At 44.8% G+C, this 17,278-nt stretch carries 16 protein-coding genes; 10 read left to right on the forward strand and 6 right to left on the reverse strand.

What is annotated here, in order from left to right:
• The first annotated feature begins 2 nt into the window (after positions 1–2).
• Together ACLI09_RS10680 and tsaB are read left to right on the forward strand one after the other, a co-directional pair.
• Positions 3–1,298 (forward strand): efflux RND transporter periplasmic adaptor subunit, encoded by a 1,296-nt coding sequence (locus tag ACLI09_RS10680; RefSeq protein ID WP_411419609.1) that lies wholly within the window; start codon positions 3–5, stop codon positions 1,296–1,298.
• Between the two features lies 1 nt (position 1,299).
• The gene (tsaB, locus tag ACLI09_RS10685) at positions 1,300–1,959 is read left to right on the forward strand and encodes a tRNA (adenosine(37)-N6)-threonylcarbamoyltransferase complex dimerization subunit type 1 TsaB (protein ID WP_411419610.1); all 660 of its coding nucleotides are present in this window, start codon (positions 1,300–1,302) and stop codon (positions 1,957–1,959) included.
• A 6-nt stretch (positions 1,960–1,965) separates the two neighbouring features.
• Here tsaB and ACLI09_RS10690 read toward each other — a convergent pair whose 3' ends face one another.
• The gene (locus ACLI09_RS10690) at positions 1,966–2,817 is read right to left on the reverse strand and encodes a mechanosensitive ion channel family protein (RefSeq protein WP_411419611.1); all 852 of its coding nucleotides are present in this window, start codon (positions 2,815–2,817) and stop codon (positions 1,966–1,968) included.
• An 8-nt stretch (positions 2,818–2,825) separates the two neighbouring features.
• On the reverse strand, positions 2,826–4,844 hold the full coding sequence (locus ACLI09_RS10695; RefSeq protein WP_411419612.1) for a thioredoxin domain-containing protein: 2,019 nt from the start codon (positions 4,842–4,844) through the stop codon (positions 2,826–2,828).
• Between the two features lie 157 nt (positions 4,845–5,001).
• Here ACLI09_RS10695 and ACLI09_RS10700 point away from each other — a divergent pair, with 157 nt between their 5' ends.
• The 3 genes from ACLI09_RS10700 (at position 5,002) to ACLI09_RS10710 (ending at position 7,949) form a co-directional block, all read left to right on the forward strand.
• Positions 5,002–6,102, forward strand: coding sequence for a fatty acid desaturase family protein (locus ACLI09_RS10700; protein ID WP_411419613.1), 1,101 nt, complete (start codon positions 5,002–5,004; stop codon positions 6,100–6,102).
• A 157-nt stretch (positions 6,103–6,259) separates the two neighbouring features.
• Positions 6,260–7,075 carry a hypothetical protein gene (locus tag ACLI09_RS10705; RefSeq protein ID WP_411419614.1) on the forward strand — a complete coding sequence of 272 codons (816 nt, stop codon included), beginning with the start codon at positions 6,260–6,262 and terminating at the stop codon, positions 7,073–7,075.
• A gap of 25 nt (positions 7,076–7,100) precedes the next feature.
• Entirely contained in the window at positions 7,101–7,949 is an 849-nt protein-coding gene (locus tag ACLI09_RS10710; protein WP_411419615.1) for a hypothetical protein, read from the forward strand.
• Positions 7,950–7,985: 36 nt separating this feature from the next.
• Here the strand turns inward: ACLI09_RS10710 and ACLI09_RS10715 are convergent, their stop codons facing one another.
• On the reverse strand, positions 7,986–9,548 hold the full coding sequence (locus ACLI09_RS10715; protein WP_411419616.1) for a hypothetical protein: 1,563 nt from the start codon (positions 9,546–9,548) through the stop codon (positions 7,986–7,988).
• Positions 9,549–9,771: 223 nt separating this feature from the next.
• Between ACLI09_RS10715 and ACLI09_RS10720 the strand changes: the two genes are divergently transcribed.
• From ACLI09_RS10720 to ACLI09_RS10740, 5 genes are read left to right on the forward strand one after another with little or no spacing between them, the layout of a single operon-like run.
• On the forward strand, positions 9,772–10,941 hold the full coding sequence (locus tag ACLI09_RS10720) for a 2-isopropylmalate synthase (protein WP_411419617.1): 1,170 nt from the start codon (positions 9,772–9,774) through the stop codon (positions 10,939–10,941).
• Positions 10,942–10,947: 6 nt separating this feature from the next.
• Positions 10,948–12,330, forward strand: coding sequence for a 3-isopropylmalate dehydratase large subunit (gene leuC, locus ACLI09_RS10725; protein WP_411419618.1), 1,383 nt, complete (start codon positions 10,948–10,950; stop codon positions 12,328–12,330).
• Positions 12,330–12,917, forward strand: a complete 588-nt coding sequence (gene leuD / locus ACLI09_RS10730) for a 3-isopropylmalate dehydratase small subunit (protein WP_411419619.1) — start codon at positions 12,330–12,332, stop codon at positions 12,915–12,917. The genes leuC and leuD overlap by 1 nt, the downstream gene beginning before the upstream one ends.
• Complete coding sequence (leuB, locus tag ACLI09_RS10735) at positions 12,914–14,029, forward strand: 3-isopropylmalate dehydrogenase (protein WP_411419620.1); 1,116 nt, start codon at positions 12,914–12,916, stop codon at positions 14,027–14,029. The genes leuD and leuB overlap by 4 nt, the downstream gene beginning before the upstream one ends.
• Entirely contained in the window at positions 14,029–14,895 is an 867-nt protein-coding gene (locus ACLI09_RS10740; protein ID WP_411419621.1) for a branched-chain amino acid transaminase, read from the forward strand. The genes leuB and ACLI09_RS10740 overlap by 1 nt, the downstream gene beginning before the upstream one ends.
• Positions 14,896–14,913: 18 nt before the next feature.
• Here the strand turns inward: ACLI09_RS10740 and ACLI09_RS10745 are convergent, their stop codons facing one another.
• The 3 genes from ACLI09_RS10745 to ACLI09_RS10755 all read right to left on the reverse strand — a co-directional run bounded on the left by ACLI09_RS10745 (position 14,914) and on the right by ACLI09_RS10755 (position 17,267).
• The gene (locus ACLI09_RS10745) at positions 14,914–15,279 is read right to left on the reverse strand and encodes a hypothetical protein (RefSeq protein ID WP_411419622.1); all 366 of its coding nucleotides are present in this window, start codon (positions 15,277–15,279) and stop codon (positions 14,914–14,916) included.
• Positions 15,280–15,378: 99 nt separating this feature from the next.
• Complete coding sequence (locus ACLI09_RS10750; protein WP_411419623.1) at positions 15,379–15,828, reverse strand: KTSC domain-containing protein; 450 nt, start codon at positions 15,826–15,828, stop codon at positions 15,379–15,381.
• 173 nt (positions 15,829–16,001) lie between these two features.
• On the reverse strand, positions 16,002–17,267 hold the full coding sequence (locus ACLI09_RS10755; protein ID WP_411419624.1) for a hypothetical protein: 1,266 nt from the start codon (positions 17,265–17,267) through the stop codon (positions 16,002–16,004).
• Positions 17,268–17,278 lie beyond the last annotated feature (11 nt).

Below are 17,278 nucleotides of genomic sequence, written 5' to 3' on the forward strand. Positions count from 1 at the left end.
TTATGTCAAAAAAGACTATTTATTATCTATTAGGCGGCGCTGTTGTGCTGATAATCGCGCTTGTTGTATTAAAGCAAACCGGTGCCATAGGCAAAAAAGATGAAGGCAAGGAAGTAGAAATTGCCGTTGCCAATAAAATTACCCTCACAGAATCCGTTTCGGCCACGGGCAAAATACAGCCTGAGGTAGAGGTAAAAATATCGTCGGAGGTTTCAGGGGAAATTATAGAGCTGCCTATTAAGGAGGGCCAGGCCATTAAAAAAGGCCAGCTGCTGGTGCGCATCAACCCCGATTTATATGAGTCGGGCGTGAGCCGCAGCTCGGCTTCCATGAGTACCGCCAAGGCGGGGCTGAGCCAAAGCGAGGCACAGCTTAAGGAGGCTAAGGCAAACTACGACCGTAACAAAACATTATTTGATAAAGGGGTTATCTCAAAATCGGAATGGGATAAGATAGTGTCAGCTTATGAAGTGGCACAGGCCAGTAAGCAATCGGCATACTTCCAGGTGCAGAGCGCCGGTGCCAGCGTTACCGAGGCACGCGATAACCTTAACCGTACCACCATATACTCTCCTGTAGACGGTACTATATCTAAGCTTGATACTGAACTTGGCGAAAGGGTAGTGGGCACCCAACAGATGACGGGTACTGAAATTTTACGTGTGGCCAACCTTAACAATATGGAGGTAGAGGTAGACGTAAACGAAAATGATATTGTAAAAGTGCAGGTAGGCAACGATGCCGAAATAGAGGTGGATGCCTATCTGAAGCGCAAGTTTAAGGGCACAGTTACCAGCATATCTAACTCGGCAAGTAGCGAGCTTACCGCCGACCAGGTGACAAACTTTAAGGTAAAGGTGCGTATTTTAAAAGAGTCATATGAAGATATGCTACAGGGCAAGCCGTCTAACTATTCGCCATTCAGGCCGGGCATGACCGCAACGGTAGACATTATTACCAATAAAAAATCAGGTATACTTGCCGTGCCCATTAGCGCGGTGGTTATAAAAACAGATACTACCGGTGCTAAGGTAGACCCTGTAGCCGAACTGGAGCAAAAGGAAAAAGAGAAAGAAACCGGTAAGGTAGAAAAGAAATACGAGTGCGTGTATGTTAAGCGGGGGGATAAAGCGGTGCTACGCCCCATAACTACAGGCATTCAGGATGATACTAACATAGAAGTACTTACCGGCCTTAAGCCCGGCGATGAAGTAATAACGGGGCCTTATACTACCGTAACCAAAGAACTGAACGCGGGCGATAAGGTTAACGCAAAAGGCAAGGAAGCTAAAAAATAGCATGGCATATATTTTAAATATTGAAACGGCAACCAGGAACTGCTCCGTTTCAATAGCTAAAGGAGGTGAAACCGTGGCGCTAAAGGAATATGCCGGCGAAGGCTATGCCCATGCCGAAAAGTTGCACGTGTTTATTGGCGATGTACTTAAACAGGCAGATATATCTATAGAAGACCTTGATGCCGTGGCGGTAAGCCAGGGTCCCGGTTCTTATACAGGGTTGCGCATAGGTGTTTCGGCTGCCAAAGGGCTGTGTTATGCGCTGGCCATCCCTCTTATTGCCATAGATACACTAGAACTCCTTGCCCGTAAAATAACGATAAATACCGGCGTTATCATCCCCCTTATTGATGCCCGCCGCATGGAGGCATACACAGCAGTGTATGATACGGATTATAATAAAATCCGTGATACTAAAGCAGAAATAATTACAGAAGAATCTTTTAATGAAATTAGTGTGCCTATCCACATTATGGGCGATGGTGCTGCCAAATGCATTGGTATACTGCCGGATGGTAAAATACGGCACCACGCCGATGTGCTGTATCCTTCCGCTGCGGAAATGGGGGCGTTATCATATGCCAAATATCAGGTAAGCGACACGGTAGATGTTGCTTATTTTGAGCCTTTTTACCTTAAGGATTTTATTGCGGGTAAATAACGGGGGTTACTCTACAGCACTTTCAATACCCTTATCAGGATACCTGTGGTTGATATCGCGCTGCGGGAACGGGATTTCGATGCCTTCTTTATCAAACTCATTTTTAACGGCTTCTTTTACATCAGAAAGCATTTGCCAAAAGTTTTCGTTAGTAGCCCATAATAACACCTGGAAATTTACTGAACTGTCTCCCAGCGTTTTTACCCGGATAACAGGGGCAGGATCTTTAAGCACCTTGTCATCATTTTCCAGCACCCTGTTTATTACCTCTTTTACCTTTTTAAGGTTACTGCCGTAGGCCACCCCAAAAATAAGCTCTTCCTTGCGTAGCGGCTCCCGCGAAAAATTTTTGATGTTGCCGTTTGCTAACGCACCATTTGGTATATATACCACCTGGTTGTTTGGTGTTAATAAGCGTGTATATAATATCTGGATTTCATTTACCGTGCCACCTTCTCCCTGCACCTCTACATATTCGCCTACGCGAAAAGGCTTGAATACTATAATAAGCACTCCGCCTGCAAAGTTACTAAGCGAACCCTGCAGCGAAAGGCCTATGGCCAGGCCAGCAGCACCCAGCATAGCAGCAAAAGCCGTGGTTTCTACGCCCAGCTGGTTAATTACAACGATAAGCAGTACTATACGCAGTGCCCAGGTACCTACATCTTTAAGGAACTGTATGAGCGTGGGGTCCATATCCGGCTTTCTTATAAGTAAGCGGTTCATAAAGCGCCTGAAAAATTTTATGACCAGCAAGCCTATAACAAGCACTACTATACCGCCTATAAGATTAGGAACATAGTCGGCTACGTTAGTGGTAAGGCGTTCTAAAAAAGTATCAATATCAAATCCTTTCATAACAAAATCTATAGTTTTAAATCGTGCAGGGCGTCAAAAAGCGACGATTTTGGCAAGTTACACGCCTTATTTTGGCAAACATAAAACATTAAATTATTTTTAACAAAGCGGTTTTGTAGAAAAGGGATTACACTTTCGCGAATACTGCCTGCTGTAATTACGTGCGGGAGGTAGGTTTTGTTTACTTCTTTTATATTAGCTATGGCATCCTCGCCACATATGGCCAGCTCGCGGTTATCGGCAGATAAATCCAGCCAAAGGTTAAGCCAGTTGCTAAACGCCGAAGGGTAATCCATTGCGGGAATCATCTGGTAAAGCATTTGCAGTGCTACCTTTTCATAATGCGCATTATCAAACAGTAGGCTCAGCTTATACAGCACATTTGCGATAACCGAGTTTGATGCCGCGATTACATTATCCTCAGTTTCATAGTGCTTCGCTACCAGCTGCGACCCTCCAAGTTCATTATAGGCAAAGAACTGCTTTTCGGTGTCATAAAAATGTTCCAAAGTATAGTCGGCCAACTGTTTTGCATACAGCAGCCATTTTTCATCCAGTGTGCACTGGTACAGCGAAATAAACGCATTGGCTGTATGGGCATAATCTTCAAGAAAGCCGTTTATTTTAGCAGCGCCGTTTTTATAGGTACGCCATAACCGGCCGCTCTCATCCCAAAGTTTGTTGCATATAAAATTGGCATTTTGCAGCGCGGCATCCAGATAAACAGCATCAGTAGTAGCCTTATACGCATCCGTATAGCCCTTTAGCATCAACGCGTTCCACGAGGTGAGTATCTTATCGTCAAGGCCGGGTTTGCTGCGTTTTCCCCGTTCAGTATAGAGCAATTTTTCCCAGGCCTGTTTTTTTTTAGAAAGCGTTTCGGGGGGTAGGCCAAAATCTTTAGCCAGTTTTTCGAGGGTTTTGGTCTGGATGAGTACGTACTGCCCGTTTTCCCAAAAGCCAAATTCGTTAATGTTAAATACTTTTTTAAACAGGGGGAAATCATTACCCAGCAAATCTTTCAACTCCTGTTTCTCCCAGGTATAAAAAGCGCCCTCTTCCTTATGGCCGGTAAGCGTAAGGCTGTCGGCATCCCACGCGCTGTAAAAGCCACCTTCAGGCGAAGTGAGTTCGGTACTGATAAAAAAGTGCGTTTTCTCCATTACCTCTTTATACAGCGGGTTTTGGGTGCGCTTATATCCCTCGGCATACAGGCTCATGAGCTGGCCGTTATCATACAGCATCTTTTCAAAGTGCGGCACATGCCAGTGCAGGTCGACCGAGTAGCGGGAAAAGCCGCCGCCCACAGTGTCAAACAATCCGCCCCATGCCATGCGCGTAAGGGTGAGGTCGGTAAAATCCAGCAGCTCCTGTGTACCGGTCTGGTAGCCGTAGCGTTGCAGGAACAGGTAATTGTCAGGCATCATAAACTTGGGCGCACGGGCATAGCCGCCAAAATCCCAGTCGAAACTCTTTGCCCACTTTTCTACCAATGGCTTTATGTGCGATGGGTCCTGAAGTGCCCCTTCTTCATTAGGAGGCAGCAATGAGAGCGAATTAATTCCGTCCAAAAGTTTAATGGCGTAATCTTCCATACGGTCACGGTCGGTTTGGTACAATTCGGCAAGCTGGGCCAGGCTTTCCATCCATTGCCCCTTACGGAAGTATGTTCCGCCCCATACCGGCCGGCCATCGGGCAGTAGTACCACATTCATGGGCCAGCCGCCCTGGCGTGTCATCAATTGCACGGCTTTCATATAGGTGGCATCTACATCGGGGCGCTCCTCGCGGTCTACTTTTATCGATATATAATGTTCGTTCATCAAAGCGGCCACCTCGTTATCCTCAAAGCTTTCGTGCTCCATAACATGGCACCAGTGGCAGGCCGAATAGCCCACGCTCAGTATAATCAGCTTGTCGTGTTTTACGGCTTCGGCTAATACTTCGGGCTTCCAGGCCTTCCAGTAAATGGGGTTGCCGGCGTGTTGTAAAAGGTAAGGGCTGGTTTCGAGGTGCAGTTCATTCATGTGGAAAATTTAAAGTTTAAAGATACTACAAAGGGACTACGGGAGCAATGTGCAGGCTGGTTTAATATAAAACATGATGTGTTAAAGGTCTATTAAAACTGTTAAAGTATTAACAAGTGTTTCTTAAATTTGGAACACACAATCATCAGCAATCATCATGGAAAAATTAAAAAGGCCGAGCTACCTCAAGCCTGATGCAACTGATTTTTTCCGCAAAATGCACAAAGAGGTAGAAGAAACTGTACTGAACAATAACAAACTTTACCGGCTTAACGTAACCAAGGCAATAGGGCTGCTCGCTGCATATTTTATTTTCTACGCGTGCATACTCATATTTGGCAATAACACACCGCTGCTTTTCCTGTTTTATATACTGTGCGGGTTTACCATGATTGTGCTGTTTATAAACGCCTTTCATGATGCCGCCCACGGGGCATTGTTTAAAAAGCCAAAACACAACGACAACTTTACCTGGGTGCTCGAAGCCTTTGGCAGTAACCGCTGGCTCTGGATACGCCGCCACATAAGCCTGCACCATGCTTACCCTAATGTGCAGGACTGGGACATCGACGTAAAGCAAAGCGATATGGTGCGTATTTTTCCTAACGCCCCCTGGTTTAACGTGCACCGCTATCAGCACATTTATATGTGGCTCATTTACCCGCTGTATAGCCTCAACTGGCTTTTTATCCGCGACTTTAAAGACTTTTTTGGTACAAAGGATAATTATGTAAAGCGCGTGGTAACCATCCCGAAAAAAGAATACTACCGGCTTTTTGCTACCAAGCTTATCAACGTGCTGTATATGGTAGTACTGCCTATGGCCGTACTTAACCAGCCGTGGCAAATGGTGCTGGCCGCCTGGCTGTGCATGCACCTGTTTGGCAGTATGCTTGCGGTTATAGCTTTGGTAAGCACTCATGTAGATGAGGAAGCTTATTTCCCGAAGGCAGATGAAAATGGCAAGCTGGGTACTACCTGGGCGGTGCACCAAATGCTGGTAACTAAGGATTTTAGCACAGATAGCCCACTGGCTAATTTTTTATATGGAGGGTTTACGCACCACGTGGCACACCACCTGTTCCCGGCGGTAGGGCATACGTACTATCCTTATATTACACCCATTATAAAAAAATATGCAGCCGAAAACAACCTGCCTTATACCTCATATCCTTTCCACGCTGCGGTGCGGTCGCACTTTAACCTGTTGAAAAATAACGGGCTTAAGGAGAATATACTATTTACAGGTGAAATATAGCGGGCAAACATTTTGCGTACAAACCCACTTTTTCAAATTGCTTTTTTGTAGGAAAAATATATATTTGTCATGAACCAATTAACATTGCACCATGCGGATACTATACATTTTAGCTACAATTACATTACTGGCATCCTGTAAACGAAACCCGCCTAACATGGACTGGGCTAAAGACACCGAATTGCCCGGAAACGTGGTGGCCCAATTTTACCGTAAACCTGCTATGGATACCCTTATAGCAAAAATAAATGCCACACCGGAAATGGAAGGCGACTTTAAAGCGGCCCACCTGGATACTATAGCTACCGACTATGCACTGCTGCAAACGCTTGCCCGCATAGGAGATACAGAGCGCACACCTTTTACAGACTCTCAGGGGAGTACTTTTTTAATAATTGCCAGTGATAAGAATGCCTCCCCAACATGGGAGCGCGGTAATAACGACTTTGGTTTCCGAGTGAAGAAAATAGACCCTGCTGATATATGGTTGTTTACCGAAATGGAATTGTGGAAGTATCATGCCGGGGAGTATGCGCCGGAGAAAAGCTTCGACTCTATACGAAAAGATGAGGTTAAGGAGCTTAAATCGATACTTGAAACCGAAAAAGGCGAATTTAACAGGGCTAAATACCTGGTTACTGTGTGCGACATAGGGCTGAGAATGCCACAGGTGCATGAAAATAATATGTTTGACGGAGGCTTGCTGCTAACTGAAGTTAAGGTATATGACCGTGCAACAGGCGCCAGGGTAGGAAGGGCTGTATTAATGTGTAAAAACACCGATGAGATACCCGATACTTCCTCGGCGGTGGTTAAGGAAGGTAAGCAAATGGTATTATTAGACGACCTGCTGCGGTCCCGCAATATTAAGGTTATGGATTTTCTGCAAAATAAAAAAGACGATAAAGATCCCGACAATTCTCAACTTAAAAAAACATTTACAGGCGGCCGCGACTACTACAATAACAGGTAGCGGTTTAAATTAATTAAAAAAGAAAATGAAAAAAATATTCTGTTTAGTATATATACTGCTACTGGTATCCTGCGTAAAGCAAAAAAATGAGTCTGAACAAAATGTAGGCCTGCGTGGCGATATTATAGCCGGCTACTACAGCAAGCCTTTTATGGACAGCCTTATTTCTAAAATAAATGCCATACCCGAACTTACCGGCGATATTAAAACAATAAAGCTAAAAACCATTGCCGCCGACAGCATACCTACAGAGGAAATTGTGGCGCGGGCCGGTATGGAAACCATACCATTTGCCAAAGGCTTTGTACAGGAGGAGTTTATGCTGGTTAATAATAATGAAAATGCCGTAAAGCTGCATGAGGGCGTGATAAACGACTACGGGTACAACCTGCAGCGTATTGATACCGCCTACCCGCCAAAGCCGTTTAACGAAATAGAAACATGGAGGTATCATTCCGGCGCATATTCTTACCCGCACCAGCCCGACTCTATTGACGCTTTCTATGCGAACCTGCTAAAAGAAGATTTAGAAAAGGAACAGGTTGCAGTAAAAAAGGTAAAGTACTTTGTATCCGTGTGCGATATAATGCTGCTCAAACCTCATGCGGTAGACGATAAAACCTTTGAGGGTGGCCTGCTCATGTTTGAAATAAAGGTGTATGATGCGGCTACGGGCAAAAAGGAAGCACAATCGGTAATCATGTCTAAAAACTCTGACAAAGCCACCAGTATGATGGACAGTAAGCTGGGTGAAAGCATGCAGGACGAACTTTTGTATGAAGACCTTTTGAAAAACCGTGTAAATGATATTTTGAACTTCCTTCAAAATAAAAAAGATGCGAAGGGTAATGAAAAGCCTGAACCGTCAAAATAACTATAATTATGATGAGTAAAGCTTAAACTATCGTAATTATAATAATTGCCTTTGCTGGTTCTTCTTTAACTTCTCTGCCATAATCTGTGCTATAGGCCTGTCCTGTATGTTGCTTTCCAGCCAGGAAAGCAGGTCGAGGTACAGGAACGCGCGTCGCTCAAACGGATCCTTTTCCAGCAGGCTCAGCGTGGCATGCAGTTTTTTAAATTCAGCCTTAATGCGCAGTGGTGAAATGTTAGACATGTTCCTCAAAAAACCTATAAGTGCCTTTTGCACCTCGTGCAGGTCGTTCATTTTTATCAGGAAGTTATAGGTAGACCGCACCAGAGCCTCCAACCTGAAGTCAAGCCCCGCCTGGTAGTGGGCGGCAAGGTTAAGCACGTGCGCAAAACACATCAGGTCTTCGCGTATCTGGGTGGTCTTGCTGTTGATGATTTTCTTCAGGTAAAAGATGCATTTTGCATATTCTACCGCGCCAAAATGGTAGCACGCTATCTTGTAATACAGCACCATAATGTGGTGCTCGTCTATCTTATCCTTATAGCGGTCCAGTTTTTTATGTATGGTGTCCAGCAGTTCTTCGCCGCCGCTAAAATCCGCTTTCATAAAGCGCAAATTCAGCCGGTTAGAGTAGATGTAGAGGAACGACAGCACAATGATATTATCATCTTCCGGTATCTGCTCGTTGCTCATTATGTGCTCAAACTGGTCAAGCGCCTGCTCAAACTGCGCCACACGGTTCAGGTAATACAGCGATTCAAGCACGTAGTGGTTGCCCTTAATGTAAAACACCGGGTGTACGGCAATAAGGTGGGTGTTCTTTTCAAACAAGCCTACCCAGCGTATGGCATAGCGGTAGCTGGCCACAAAATCCTGGGTGATAAAGCTGTACCATAAATAGGCCTGGTACAGCCACAGTTTTTCGCGGAAGCCCAGTTTTTCGGCATCAAAATCGGGCAGGTTTTTAAAAAAGTGCTTTGATACCGCCTGGGTTTCCCCATCGGTACGGGCATAGCCATTTTTCAGGAAGGTATTATACATATCCAGCGCCAGGTTGCTCAGCTGGCTGGCTATATTGTTCAGGTAGGTAAGTTCATTGGTCTGGGCTATCAGAAGGTCGGCGCGGTTGTTACGGCTGCGTGTTATGTACTGGCTCTCAATAATCTTCTCCAGGTCGAGTATCTCATAGCCTATGTTTTTTTCCTCAAAGGCTATGGCCTGTGTTTTTACCTTATCTAATAGTTTCAGGCATTGCTGGTAAAGGCCCTTGCGGTACAGTATCATGGCAAAATCAAACTGCTCGCGCAACTGCAGCGGAATGTTGCGTTTGCTGGGGTTAAGCCGCAGGCTGGTAAGTACCTGGTTGTACAGGTGGGCCTTAACGTTGCTCAACTGTTCCTTGCTGATGCCGGTGCTTTTAAGTATCGCCTCCTCGTTATATTCTTTTTGCAGCGATAATACTTTAAAAAGCGCTATGAACTTACTGTCACTATTGGCCGAAATACGCCCTACATATACCGAGAACTGACGCTTTTCTGATGCCGTAAGCGATTTTATGAGTGCCCAGAGGTTATCGGTAAGTATATTGCGGTTTTTCATGGTGTTACGTCGAAGTGCTGTATCCAAAAATAGTAATTATGCAGGAATAAAATAGCAATAATTGTAAATAAATTTTGCTAAGGCATTGTAATTTATTTGTGTTTAAAATACTGATTATTATAATTTTAAATGTTTAAAATAAGTTTTTGATGTCGTAATAGCTTTTTTTGTAATACCTTCTCGCTCCTGTAAAATACTATTTTAGCATAATAAATTTTGGACTATGAGTAATAAGATAGAAATTTTCGACACCACATTGCGTGATGGAGAACAGGTTCCCGGCTGTAAGCTGAATACTGCGCAGAAGCTAAAAATAGCCGAAGCACTGGATAGCCTGGGTGTGGATGTTATCGAGGCCGGTTTCCCCATATCAAGCCCCGGCGACTTCCTGTCGGTTACCGAAATTTCAAAAGTGGTAAAAAACGCAACCGTGTGTGCGCTGAGCCGCGCTGTTAAAAAAGATATAGAAACTGCTGCCGAAGCCCTTAAATATGCCGTAAAGCCGCGCATCCATACGGGTATCGGCACCAGCGAATCGCATATAAAATATAAGTTCAATTCTACGCCCGATAAAATTATCGAGCAGGCCATTGAGGCGGTTAAGTTGGCCAAAACCTTTGTGGAGGATGTAGAATTCTACGCCGAAGACGCCGGCCGTACTGATAATGCCTTCCTTGCTAAAGTATGCAGCGCCGCCGTAAAAGCAGGCGCAACCGTGCTTAACATCCCCGATACTACAGGCTACTGCCTGCCTGATGAATATGGCGCCAAGATAAAATACCTTACCGAGCACGTGGTAGGTATTGAGAAAGTAAAGCTCTCATGCCACTGCCATAACGACCTTGGCCTGGCTACGGCCAATGCCATTTCGGGCGTTATAAACGGTGCCCGCCAGATAGAATGCACCATAAACGGCATAGGCGAACGCGCCGGTAATACTGCCTTGGAAGAAGTCGTAATGATATTGCGTCAGCACCCGGCCCTGAACCTTACCACCAATATCAAGACCCGGCAACTGCTTGCCATGAGCAAAATGGTATCGCAGGAAATGGGTATGTTTGTGCAGGCCAACAAAGCCATAGTGGGCGATAATGCCTTTGCGCACAGCAGCGGCATCCACCAGGACGGGGTGATAAAAAACCGCGAAACGTATGAGATCATTAACCCGTCAGACATTGGGGTTACAGAGTCGAGCATCGTGCTTACCGCCCGTAGCGGACGCTCTGCGTTGGCGTACCGTGCTAAGAAAGTAGGCTATGAGCTTACCAAGAACGACCTGGATATTGTGTACCTGGAGTTCCTTAAACTTGCCGATAACACTAAGGAAGTAAAAGACGACGACCTGCACCGTTTGATAGAAATGAGTAAAGCCAGGCTTGAGATAAACATTTAATTTGTAATGAAAAAGACACTTTTTGATAAAGTATGGGACGCGCACGTGGTAGAATCGATACCTAACGGCCCCAGCGTATTATATATAGACAAGCACCTGATACACGAGGTTACCAGCCCGCAGGCGTTTAGCGAACTGGAAGAGCGCGGCCTAAAGGTATTCCGTACGGAGCGTATTGTTGCCACGGCCGACCATAACACGCCTACTAAAGACCAGCACCTGCCTATAAAAGACGACATGTCGCGCAGGCAGATAGAACAGCTAACTGAAAATTGCGAGAAGAACGGTATTACTTTTTATGGCCTGGGGCATCCGTATAACGGCATTGTACACGTTATTGCACCGGAACTGGGCATTACCCAGCCGGGCATGACCATAGTATGCGGCGACAGCCACACCAGTACGCACGGGGCGTTTGGCACTATTGCGTTTGGTATTGGTACCAGCCAGGTAGCTCAAGTGTTTGCCAGCCAGTGCCTGCTTATAGAGAAACCTAAAAAACTACGTGTTAACGTTAACGGTACCCTTAAAAAAGGTGTTACCCCTAAGGATGTTATCTTATATATTATTGCCAAGTTGGGTACCAATAGTGGCACCGGGTATTTTTGCGAATACGCCGGCAATGTATTTGAAGAAATGACCATGGAAGGCCGCATGACCGTATGCAACATGAGCATTGAGATGGGAGCCCGTGGCGGACTCATTGCTCCAGATCAGGTTACATATGATTACATCCAAGGGCGTGAGTTTGCCCCGAAAGGTGAAGCATTTGAAGCAAAGAAAAAATACTGGAACAGCCTTAAAACCGATGAAGGCGCCGAATTTGACAAAGAATACCATATTGATGCCGCCGACATAGCCCCGATGATTACCTATGGTACTAATCCGGGGATGGGCATCAGGATTACTGATAATATTCCCCACAGTGACGATGCCTCTGCCGAAAAGGCATTGGCCTATATGGGCTTTACGGGTAAAGATTCCCTTTTGGGCCAACCCATAAACTATGTTTTCATTGGCAGCTGTACCAACTCCCGTATTGAAGATTTCAGGCAGGTAGCCGATTATATTAAAGGCAAGACCAAGGCCGGTAACATCACCGCGCTTATTGTGCCCGGCTCACAGCAGGTGGTAAAGCAAATCGCCGAAGAAGGCCTGGAGAAGATATTTACCGATGCCGGTTTTGAAATACGTGAACCCGGCTGTTCGGCGTGCCTGGCCATGAACGAAGATAAGATTCCCCCGGGCGAGTACTGCGTTTCTACAAGCAACAGGAACTTTGAGGGCAGGCAGGGCCCCGGCGCGCGCACCATATTGGCCAGCCCGCTTACCGCCGCCGCCATAGCTATTGAAGGAAAGATTATTGATTATACCCAAAACCTGAATTAATGGAGAAGTTTGTTTCGTATACCGATACCGTGGTACCTCTGGAGATTGAAAATGTAGATACCGACCAGATTATCCCGGCGCGTTTTTTAAAATCGACCGATAAGGCGGGTTTTGGTGATAACCTTTTCCGCGACTGGCGGTACGACAAGGCCGGTAACCCCGTGCCTGATTTTAACCTGAACAAAGGCATTTATAAAGGCACCATCCTCGTGGCCGGCGATAATTTTGGCTGCGGGTCGAGCCGCGAACATGCCGCATGGGCGCTTGCCGGTTACGGGTTTAAGGTAATTGTATCAAGCTATTTTGCAGATATTTTTAAAGGCAATTCGCTTAATAATGGATTGCTTCCGATACAGGTAAGCCCTGAATTTTTAAAGAAACTTTTTGCGGAGGTAACCCGCGATCCTGCCACGGCAGTTACCGTGGACCTTGAGGCACAAAAGATAACCTTTATTGGAGGAAGCGAGCATTTTGATATTGATCCCTATAAAAGATTATGCCTGCTGAACGGCTATGACGATATGGACTTTTTAGTGAGCAGGCTGGATGCCATAACCGAATTTGAAAAAAAACACGCACAGCTATGAAATTAAAAATTGCAGTTTTATCCGGAGACGGCATCGGGCCGGAAGTAACCGCCGAGGCCATTAAAACGCTTGATGCCATAGCACAGCGTTTTGACCATAAGTTTGAATACCATGCCGCCCCCGTGGGCGCTATTGCCATAGACGAATTTAACGACCCGCTGCCGGAAGCCACACTTACCGTGTGTAAAACCACCGACGCGGTATTGTTTGGTGCCATTGGCCACCCAAAATATGACAACAACCCCGATGCGCCCGTACGCCCGGAACAGGGATTGCTAAAGCTGCGTAAGGAACTGGGCTTGTTTGCTAACATCCGCCCTACAACTATATATGCCAAGCTGGCCGACCAAAGTCCGCTACGCCCTGAGCGTATTGCCGGGGTAGATCTTACCATTTACCGCGAACTTACCGGCGGTATTTACTTTGGCGAAAAGACACTAAGCGACGATAAAACTTCGGCTTCCGACCTGTGCAGCTATAGCCAGGAAGAAGTAGAGCGCATTGCCCACATGGCGTTTAAAACCGCGCAAAACCGCCGCAAAAAACTAACCCTGGTAGACAAGGCAAACGTGCTGGAAACATCGCGCCTTTGGCGCAGGGTGGTAACCGAGATCAGTAAAGCCTATCCTGATGTAGCGCTCGACTTCTTGTTTGTAGACAATGCGGCTATGCAGCTGATACTAAACCCTGCCCAGTTTGACGTAATGCTTACCGAAAACATGTTTGGCGATATATTGTCGGATGAAGCCAGTGTGTTGGGAGGCAGTATCGGGCTTGCGGCATCGGCATCGGTGGGGAACAAATTTGCTATGTTTGAGCCCATACACGGGTCGTACCCGCAGGCGGCAGGTAAAGGTATTGCCAACCCGGTAGCGTCAATACTTTCGGCGGCCATGCTGCTGGAGCATTTTAATCTTTTGGAAGAAGCAAATGCCATTAAAGAGGCGGTTACCGCGAGTATTGATAAGGAAGTTTCGACATCAGATATCATCCCCGGCAGCAACTACAGCACTGCGGATGTGGGTAATTTTATAACCCGCTATATCCTTGCCGATGAGGTAACCGTTTCAGGAACCGATAACAGGGCATTAGGCCGCTCAACCATAATTTAATGAATTACTTTAACGATAATACCCTTGTATACCTTAACGGCGAGTGGCTGCCCGCAGCCAGTGCGCAGGTAACGCTGTACAACCAGACAATGCATTACGGTAATGGTATTTTTGAGGGCATACGTTCCTATAAAACGCCTGGTGGTGTAAAAATATTCAAGGCAAAAGAACATTACGAACGGTTTATCAAATCGGCGGAGCTGATGTATATTCCCGTGTACCATACGGTGGAGGAGTTTACAGACATAACCTACCAATTGCTTGAAAAGAACAATATGGGCGATGCATATATCCGTCCGCTACTGTTCCTGGACCCGAATATGAGCCTGGTGCCGGTGGAGAAATCAAACCTGTTTATGTGCGCCTGGGAGTGGGGCAAGTATCTGGGCAGCGGCCTGCTGCGCATCGGTATCTCAAAATTTGAGCGGCCTAACCCAAAATCCTGCCATATAGAAGCGAAGGCGGTAGGGCATTATACCAACTCAATACTGGCGAGTACCGAGGCCAAACGCCGCGGTTACGACGAAGCCCTGCTGCTGGACAGTAGCGGTCACATTGCCGAAGGGCCGGGTGCCAACTTTTTTTACGAGAAAAACGGCGTGCTCTATACCTGCCCGTTGGGAAATATACTGCCGGGCATTACCCGCAACACCATAATTGAACTGGCCAAAGAAAACGATATTGAAGTAATTGTGAAACTATCTACCCCTGATGAGGTAAAAACCGCCGACAGTGCCTTCTTTACCGGTACCGCCGCTGAAGTGGCCGGCATACAGTCGTTGGATGACTATATTTTTCCGATGGATTGGGATAAGAGTATTGGCAGGGCACTGCAACAAAAATATAGTGAAAGGGTGCTGGTTTAAGCGACCTTTTTTATTCAGCTAATCGTCATCAGGTGTTTCCTCGATATATTCCATTATAAAAACCTGGTAGTTATAGTGCGCTTCGAGCGGGCGGGCATGGTTAGTAGTTTTTAGGAATGCGATAAGCCCGCTAATAAAATCGGGGCTCTCAGGGTTGGCTTCAACAGCGTTCCTGCCTGCAATGGCATAGCTTGAAAACGCGCCTGGGATATTGAGTTTCTCATGCATTTCGTTAGAGAGTACAAACCCGCCTTCATAGGTCTCAACCAGGTCGGCAGGTGTAAGTTGTTGCAGGGCTTCAAAAAATGCATCGGGCACATATCCGTTGCGGGCTTGTAATGCTGTGCCTCCGGGTATATGAAAAATGGCTTTGTAGTGCGGCATTTATCTAAGTTTTGTGTCAAAAACCTAAAGTTAATCATTTTCCATTAAAAAACAAAAACCCGCTGCGTGGGCGGGTTTAGTATGTAATGTGGATTTTCTTTATTCCTCTCCAGCTACTATCTTGGCAGCGCTGCGGTATAAAAATGCCCCGTGTATGTTGCGTCGTGCAAAACGTGCGGGCGACTCTGCATTTACCATTTTAATGTATAATGCCTTTGGTACGCCAAAGTATTCGTAGCTGTGGCCATCCACAAAGTTGATGTACAGCACCTGGTTGTCATAATGAAAATCGTGTATCGCCTGGGTGGCTGTAGTGGTATTGTATTCTGCCTTAGTTTTTTCAAGGGTTTCAGGCGCTATGCTTACTAAAAAGTGGTAGGCCTCTATAATAGCGGCGCTGCGTTCTTCGGCAGCAAGCCTTTCCGCATCATCAGCAATAGTATCAGGATGGTGGTCCTTCATGCTGTTGCGGTAAATTGTTTTCAGCTCTTTTAGTGTTGCTGTTTTAGTAACGTCGAGTAGTTTGCGGTACTCAACAATCTTTTTCATATTCATAATGCTGTATTTTTCTTTGGGTTAGCCCGTATTCGGTGTGCCTTAAAACGCGTGCAAAGGTAATGCTAAATAATTAATAGCCAAATTGTTTATTAAAGCTTTATAAAACGGTAAAGGATTATTTAACCCGTTGCTTAATTTTCGGGCAATTATAAGGCTGTAAAATACTATACCGCATTAATAGTGGGTTTTGCTTCTACGCTATTTATATTTATATTTTCATTCAGATAAACAGTGTAAATAACTGTAAATAACCATATTAAAGAAATTATAATTATATAAGCTATCCAAATGCTATAATCATACCCTGCTATTATAAGAATACTCAAAGCATTTAAAACTCCTGCTATTTTTGGGATTATGAGTGCAGCAATTGCTTTATGATAAATTTTATTAACAAGGGGAGTATGCAGCCATAACTTCTCTTTAAAAGAATTATATAATGTGTAATCAAATGCAGTAAATATCATTAAAAAAATGATATTTACTGATATATTTATTTTAGCCAGTAGAAAAACAGGAATCAATATTGCTAAAATTGGCTGCAAAATCAAACCGCGCTTATCTTTTAGGTATTTAAGGGCTATTGGTGTAATCATTAGTTGGCAAAGAATTGATAATATAGCACCTGACTGGTAAAAATCGGCTAAAAACCCACTTGCTTCCTCAATAGTGTTTTTGTAATCAGCCTGTTGCTGTACAAGCCAGTTTATAGATCTTCCAAAAACGGATCCTATTAAGATTAAAAATAACAAAGTTTTGATATAAGGGCTAAAGCCTTTTTTTAATTGTTGTTCAATAGTATTGACTTTTTGTGCTTCTTCAGGATAGAAACCATCAAACTTTGTTCCTTCACAGGAAAATTTTTTAATGCAACGTGTAATTAAAAGAAAAATAATTATATACATACCTCCTATTAACGCCGGAATTTCCTCTTTAATATTTACAACCATTACTTGACCTATATAGGCTCCCACATATACACCCAATTGGGCGCCCATCCCCACAATACTTAAGGTAATCCAGCTTTTTTTAAAAGCAGTGCTAATCACTAGCATCCAGATATTATATGTAGCAATAAAAATTAGAATATTGCCAATTAATCCTACTATAATGAGTATTATATTACCCTCGTCCCATAACGGTGTGGCAGAAATTAAAACTACATTGAAGAGTAAGCTTATATAACTTATACTTTTAGATATTTTAACCTTTTTTGTTCTTAAAATGAATATTAAGATAACTAATATGATGGCTAAAAGTGCATCACCAATATCAAACCACGGTGTTTTCATCGCAGAGAAAGTTTTAATCAGTAATCCGCCAATACCGGCTTTATAAATATAATGCACTACCATTGTAAGGAAAAAAATTACTGAAAGCATAATTGAACGGATTACGCTTTCTTTGTATGTGAGGATGCTGTTTTTCATTTCCTGTTAGT

The organism is Flavobacterium sp. RHBU_24, from assembly GCF_046613695.1.
Classification (GTDB): domain Bacteria; phylum Bacteroidota; class Bacteroidia; order Flavobacteriales; family Flavobacteriaceae; genus Flavobacterium.

What these genes read in the sequence shown, in the direction of transcription:
- ACLI09_RS10705 (WP_411419614.1), top strand. Translation starts at nt 6,260, where the DNA reads ATGGACTGGGCTAAAGACACCGAATTGCCCGGAAACGTGGTGGCCCAA.
- leuB (WP_411419620.1), top strand. Translation starts at nt 12,914, where the DNA reads ATGAAATTAAAAATTGCAGTTTTATCCGGAGACGGCATCGGGCCGGAA.
- ACLI09_RS10680 (WP_411419609.1), top strand. Translation starts at nt 3, where the DNA reads ATGTCAAAAAAGACTATTTATTATCTATTAGGCGGCGCTGTTGTGCTG.
- ACLI09_RS10755 (WP_411419624.1), bottom strand. Translation starts at nt 17,267, where the DNA reads ATGAAAAACAGCATCCTCACATACAAAGAAAGCGTAATCCGTTCAATT.
- leuC (WP_411419618.1), top strand. Translation starts at nt 10,948, where the DNA reads ATGAAAAAGACACTTTTTGATAAAGTATGGGACGCGCACGTGGTAGAA.
- ACLI09_RS10750 (WP_411419623.1), bottom strand. Translation starts at nt 15,828, where the DNA reads ATGAAAAAGATTGTTGAGTACCGCAAACTACTCGACGTTACTAAAACA.
- leuD (WP_411419619.1), top strand. Translation starts at nt 12,330, where the DNA reads ATGGAGAAGTTTGTTTCGTATACCGATACCGTGGTACCTCTGGAGATT.
- ACLI09_RS10690 (WP_411419611.1), bottom strand. Translation starts at nt 2,817, where the DNA reads ATGAAAGGATTTGATATTGATACTTTTTTAGAACGCCTTACCACTAAC.
- ACLI09_RS10700 (WP_411419613.1), top strand. Translation starts at nt 5,002, where the DNA reads ATGGAAAAATTAAAAAGGCCGAGCTACCTCAAGCCTGATGCAACTGAT.
- ACLI09_RS10715 (WP_411419616.1), bottom strand. Translation starts at nt 9,548, where the DNA reads ATGAAAAACCGCAATATACTTACCGATAACCTCTGGGCACTCATAAAA.
- tsaB (WP_411419610.1), top strand. Translation starts at nt 1,300, where the DNA reads ATGGCATATATTTTAAATATTGAAACGGCAACCAGGAACTGCTCCGTT.
- ACLI09_RS10695 (WP_411419612.1), bottom strand. Translation starts at nt 4,844, where the DNA reads ATGAATGAACTGCACCTCGAAACCAGCCCTTACCTTTTACAACACGCC.
- ACLI09_RS10710 (WP_411419615.1), top strand. Translation starts at nt 7,101, where the DNA reads ATGAAAAAAATATTCTGTTTAGTATATATACTGCTACTGGTATCCTGC.
- ACLI09_RS10745 (WP_411419622.1), bottom strand. Translation starts at nt 15,279, where the DNA reads ATGCCGCACTACAAAGCCATTTTTCATATACCCGGAGGCACAGCATTA.
- ACLI09_RS10740 (WP_411419621.1), top strand. Translation starts at nt 14,029, where the DNA reads ATGAATTACTTTAACGATAATACCCTTGTATACCTTAACGGCGAGTGG.
- ACLI09_RS10720 (WP_411419617.1), top strand. Translation starts at nt 9,772, where the DNA reads ATGAGTAATAAGATAGAAATTTTCGACACCACATTGCGTGATGGAGAA.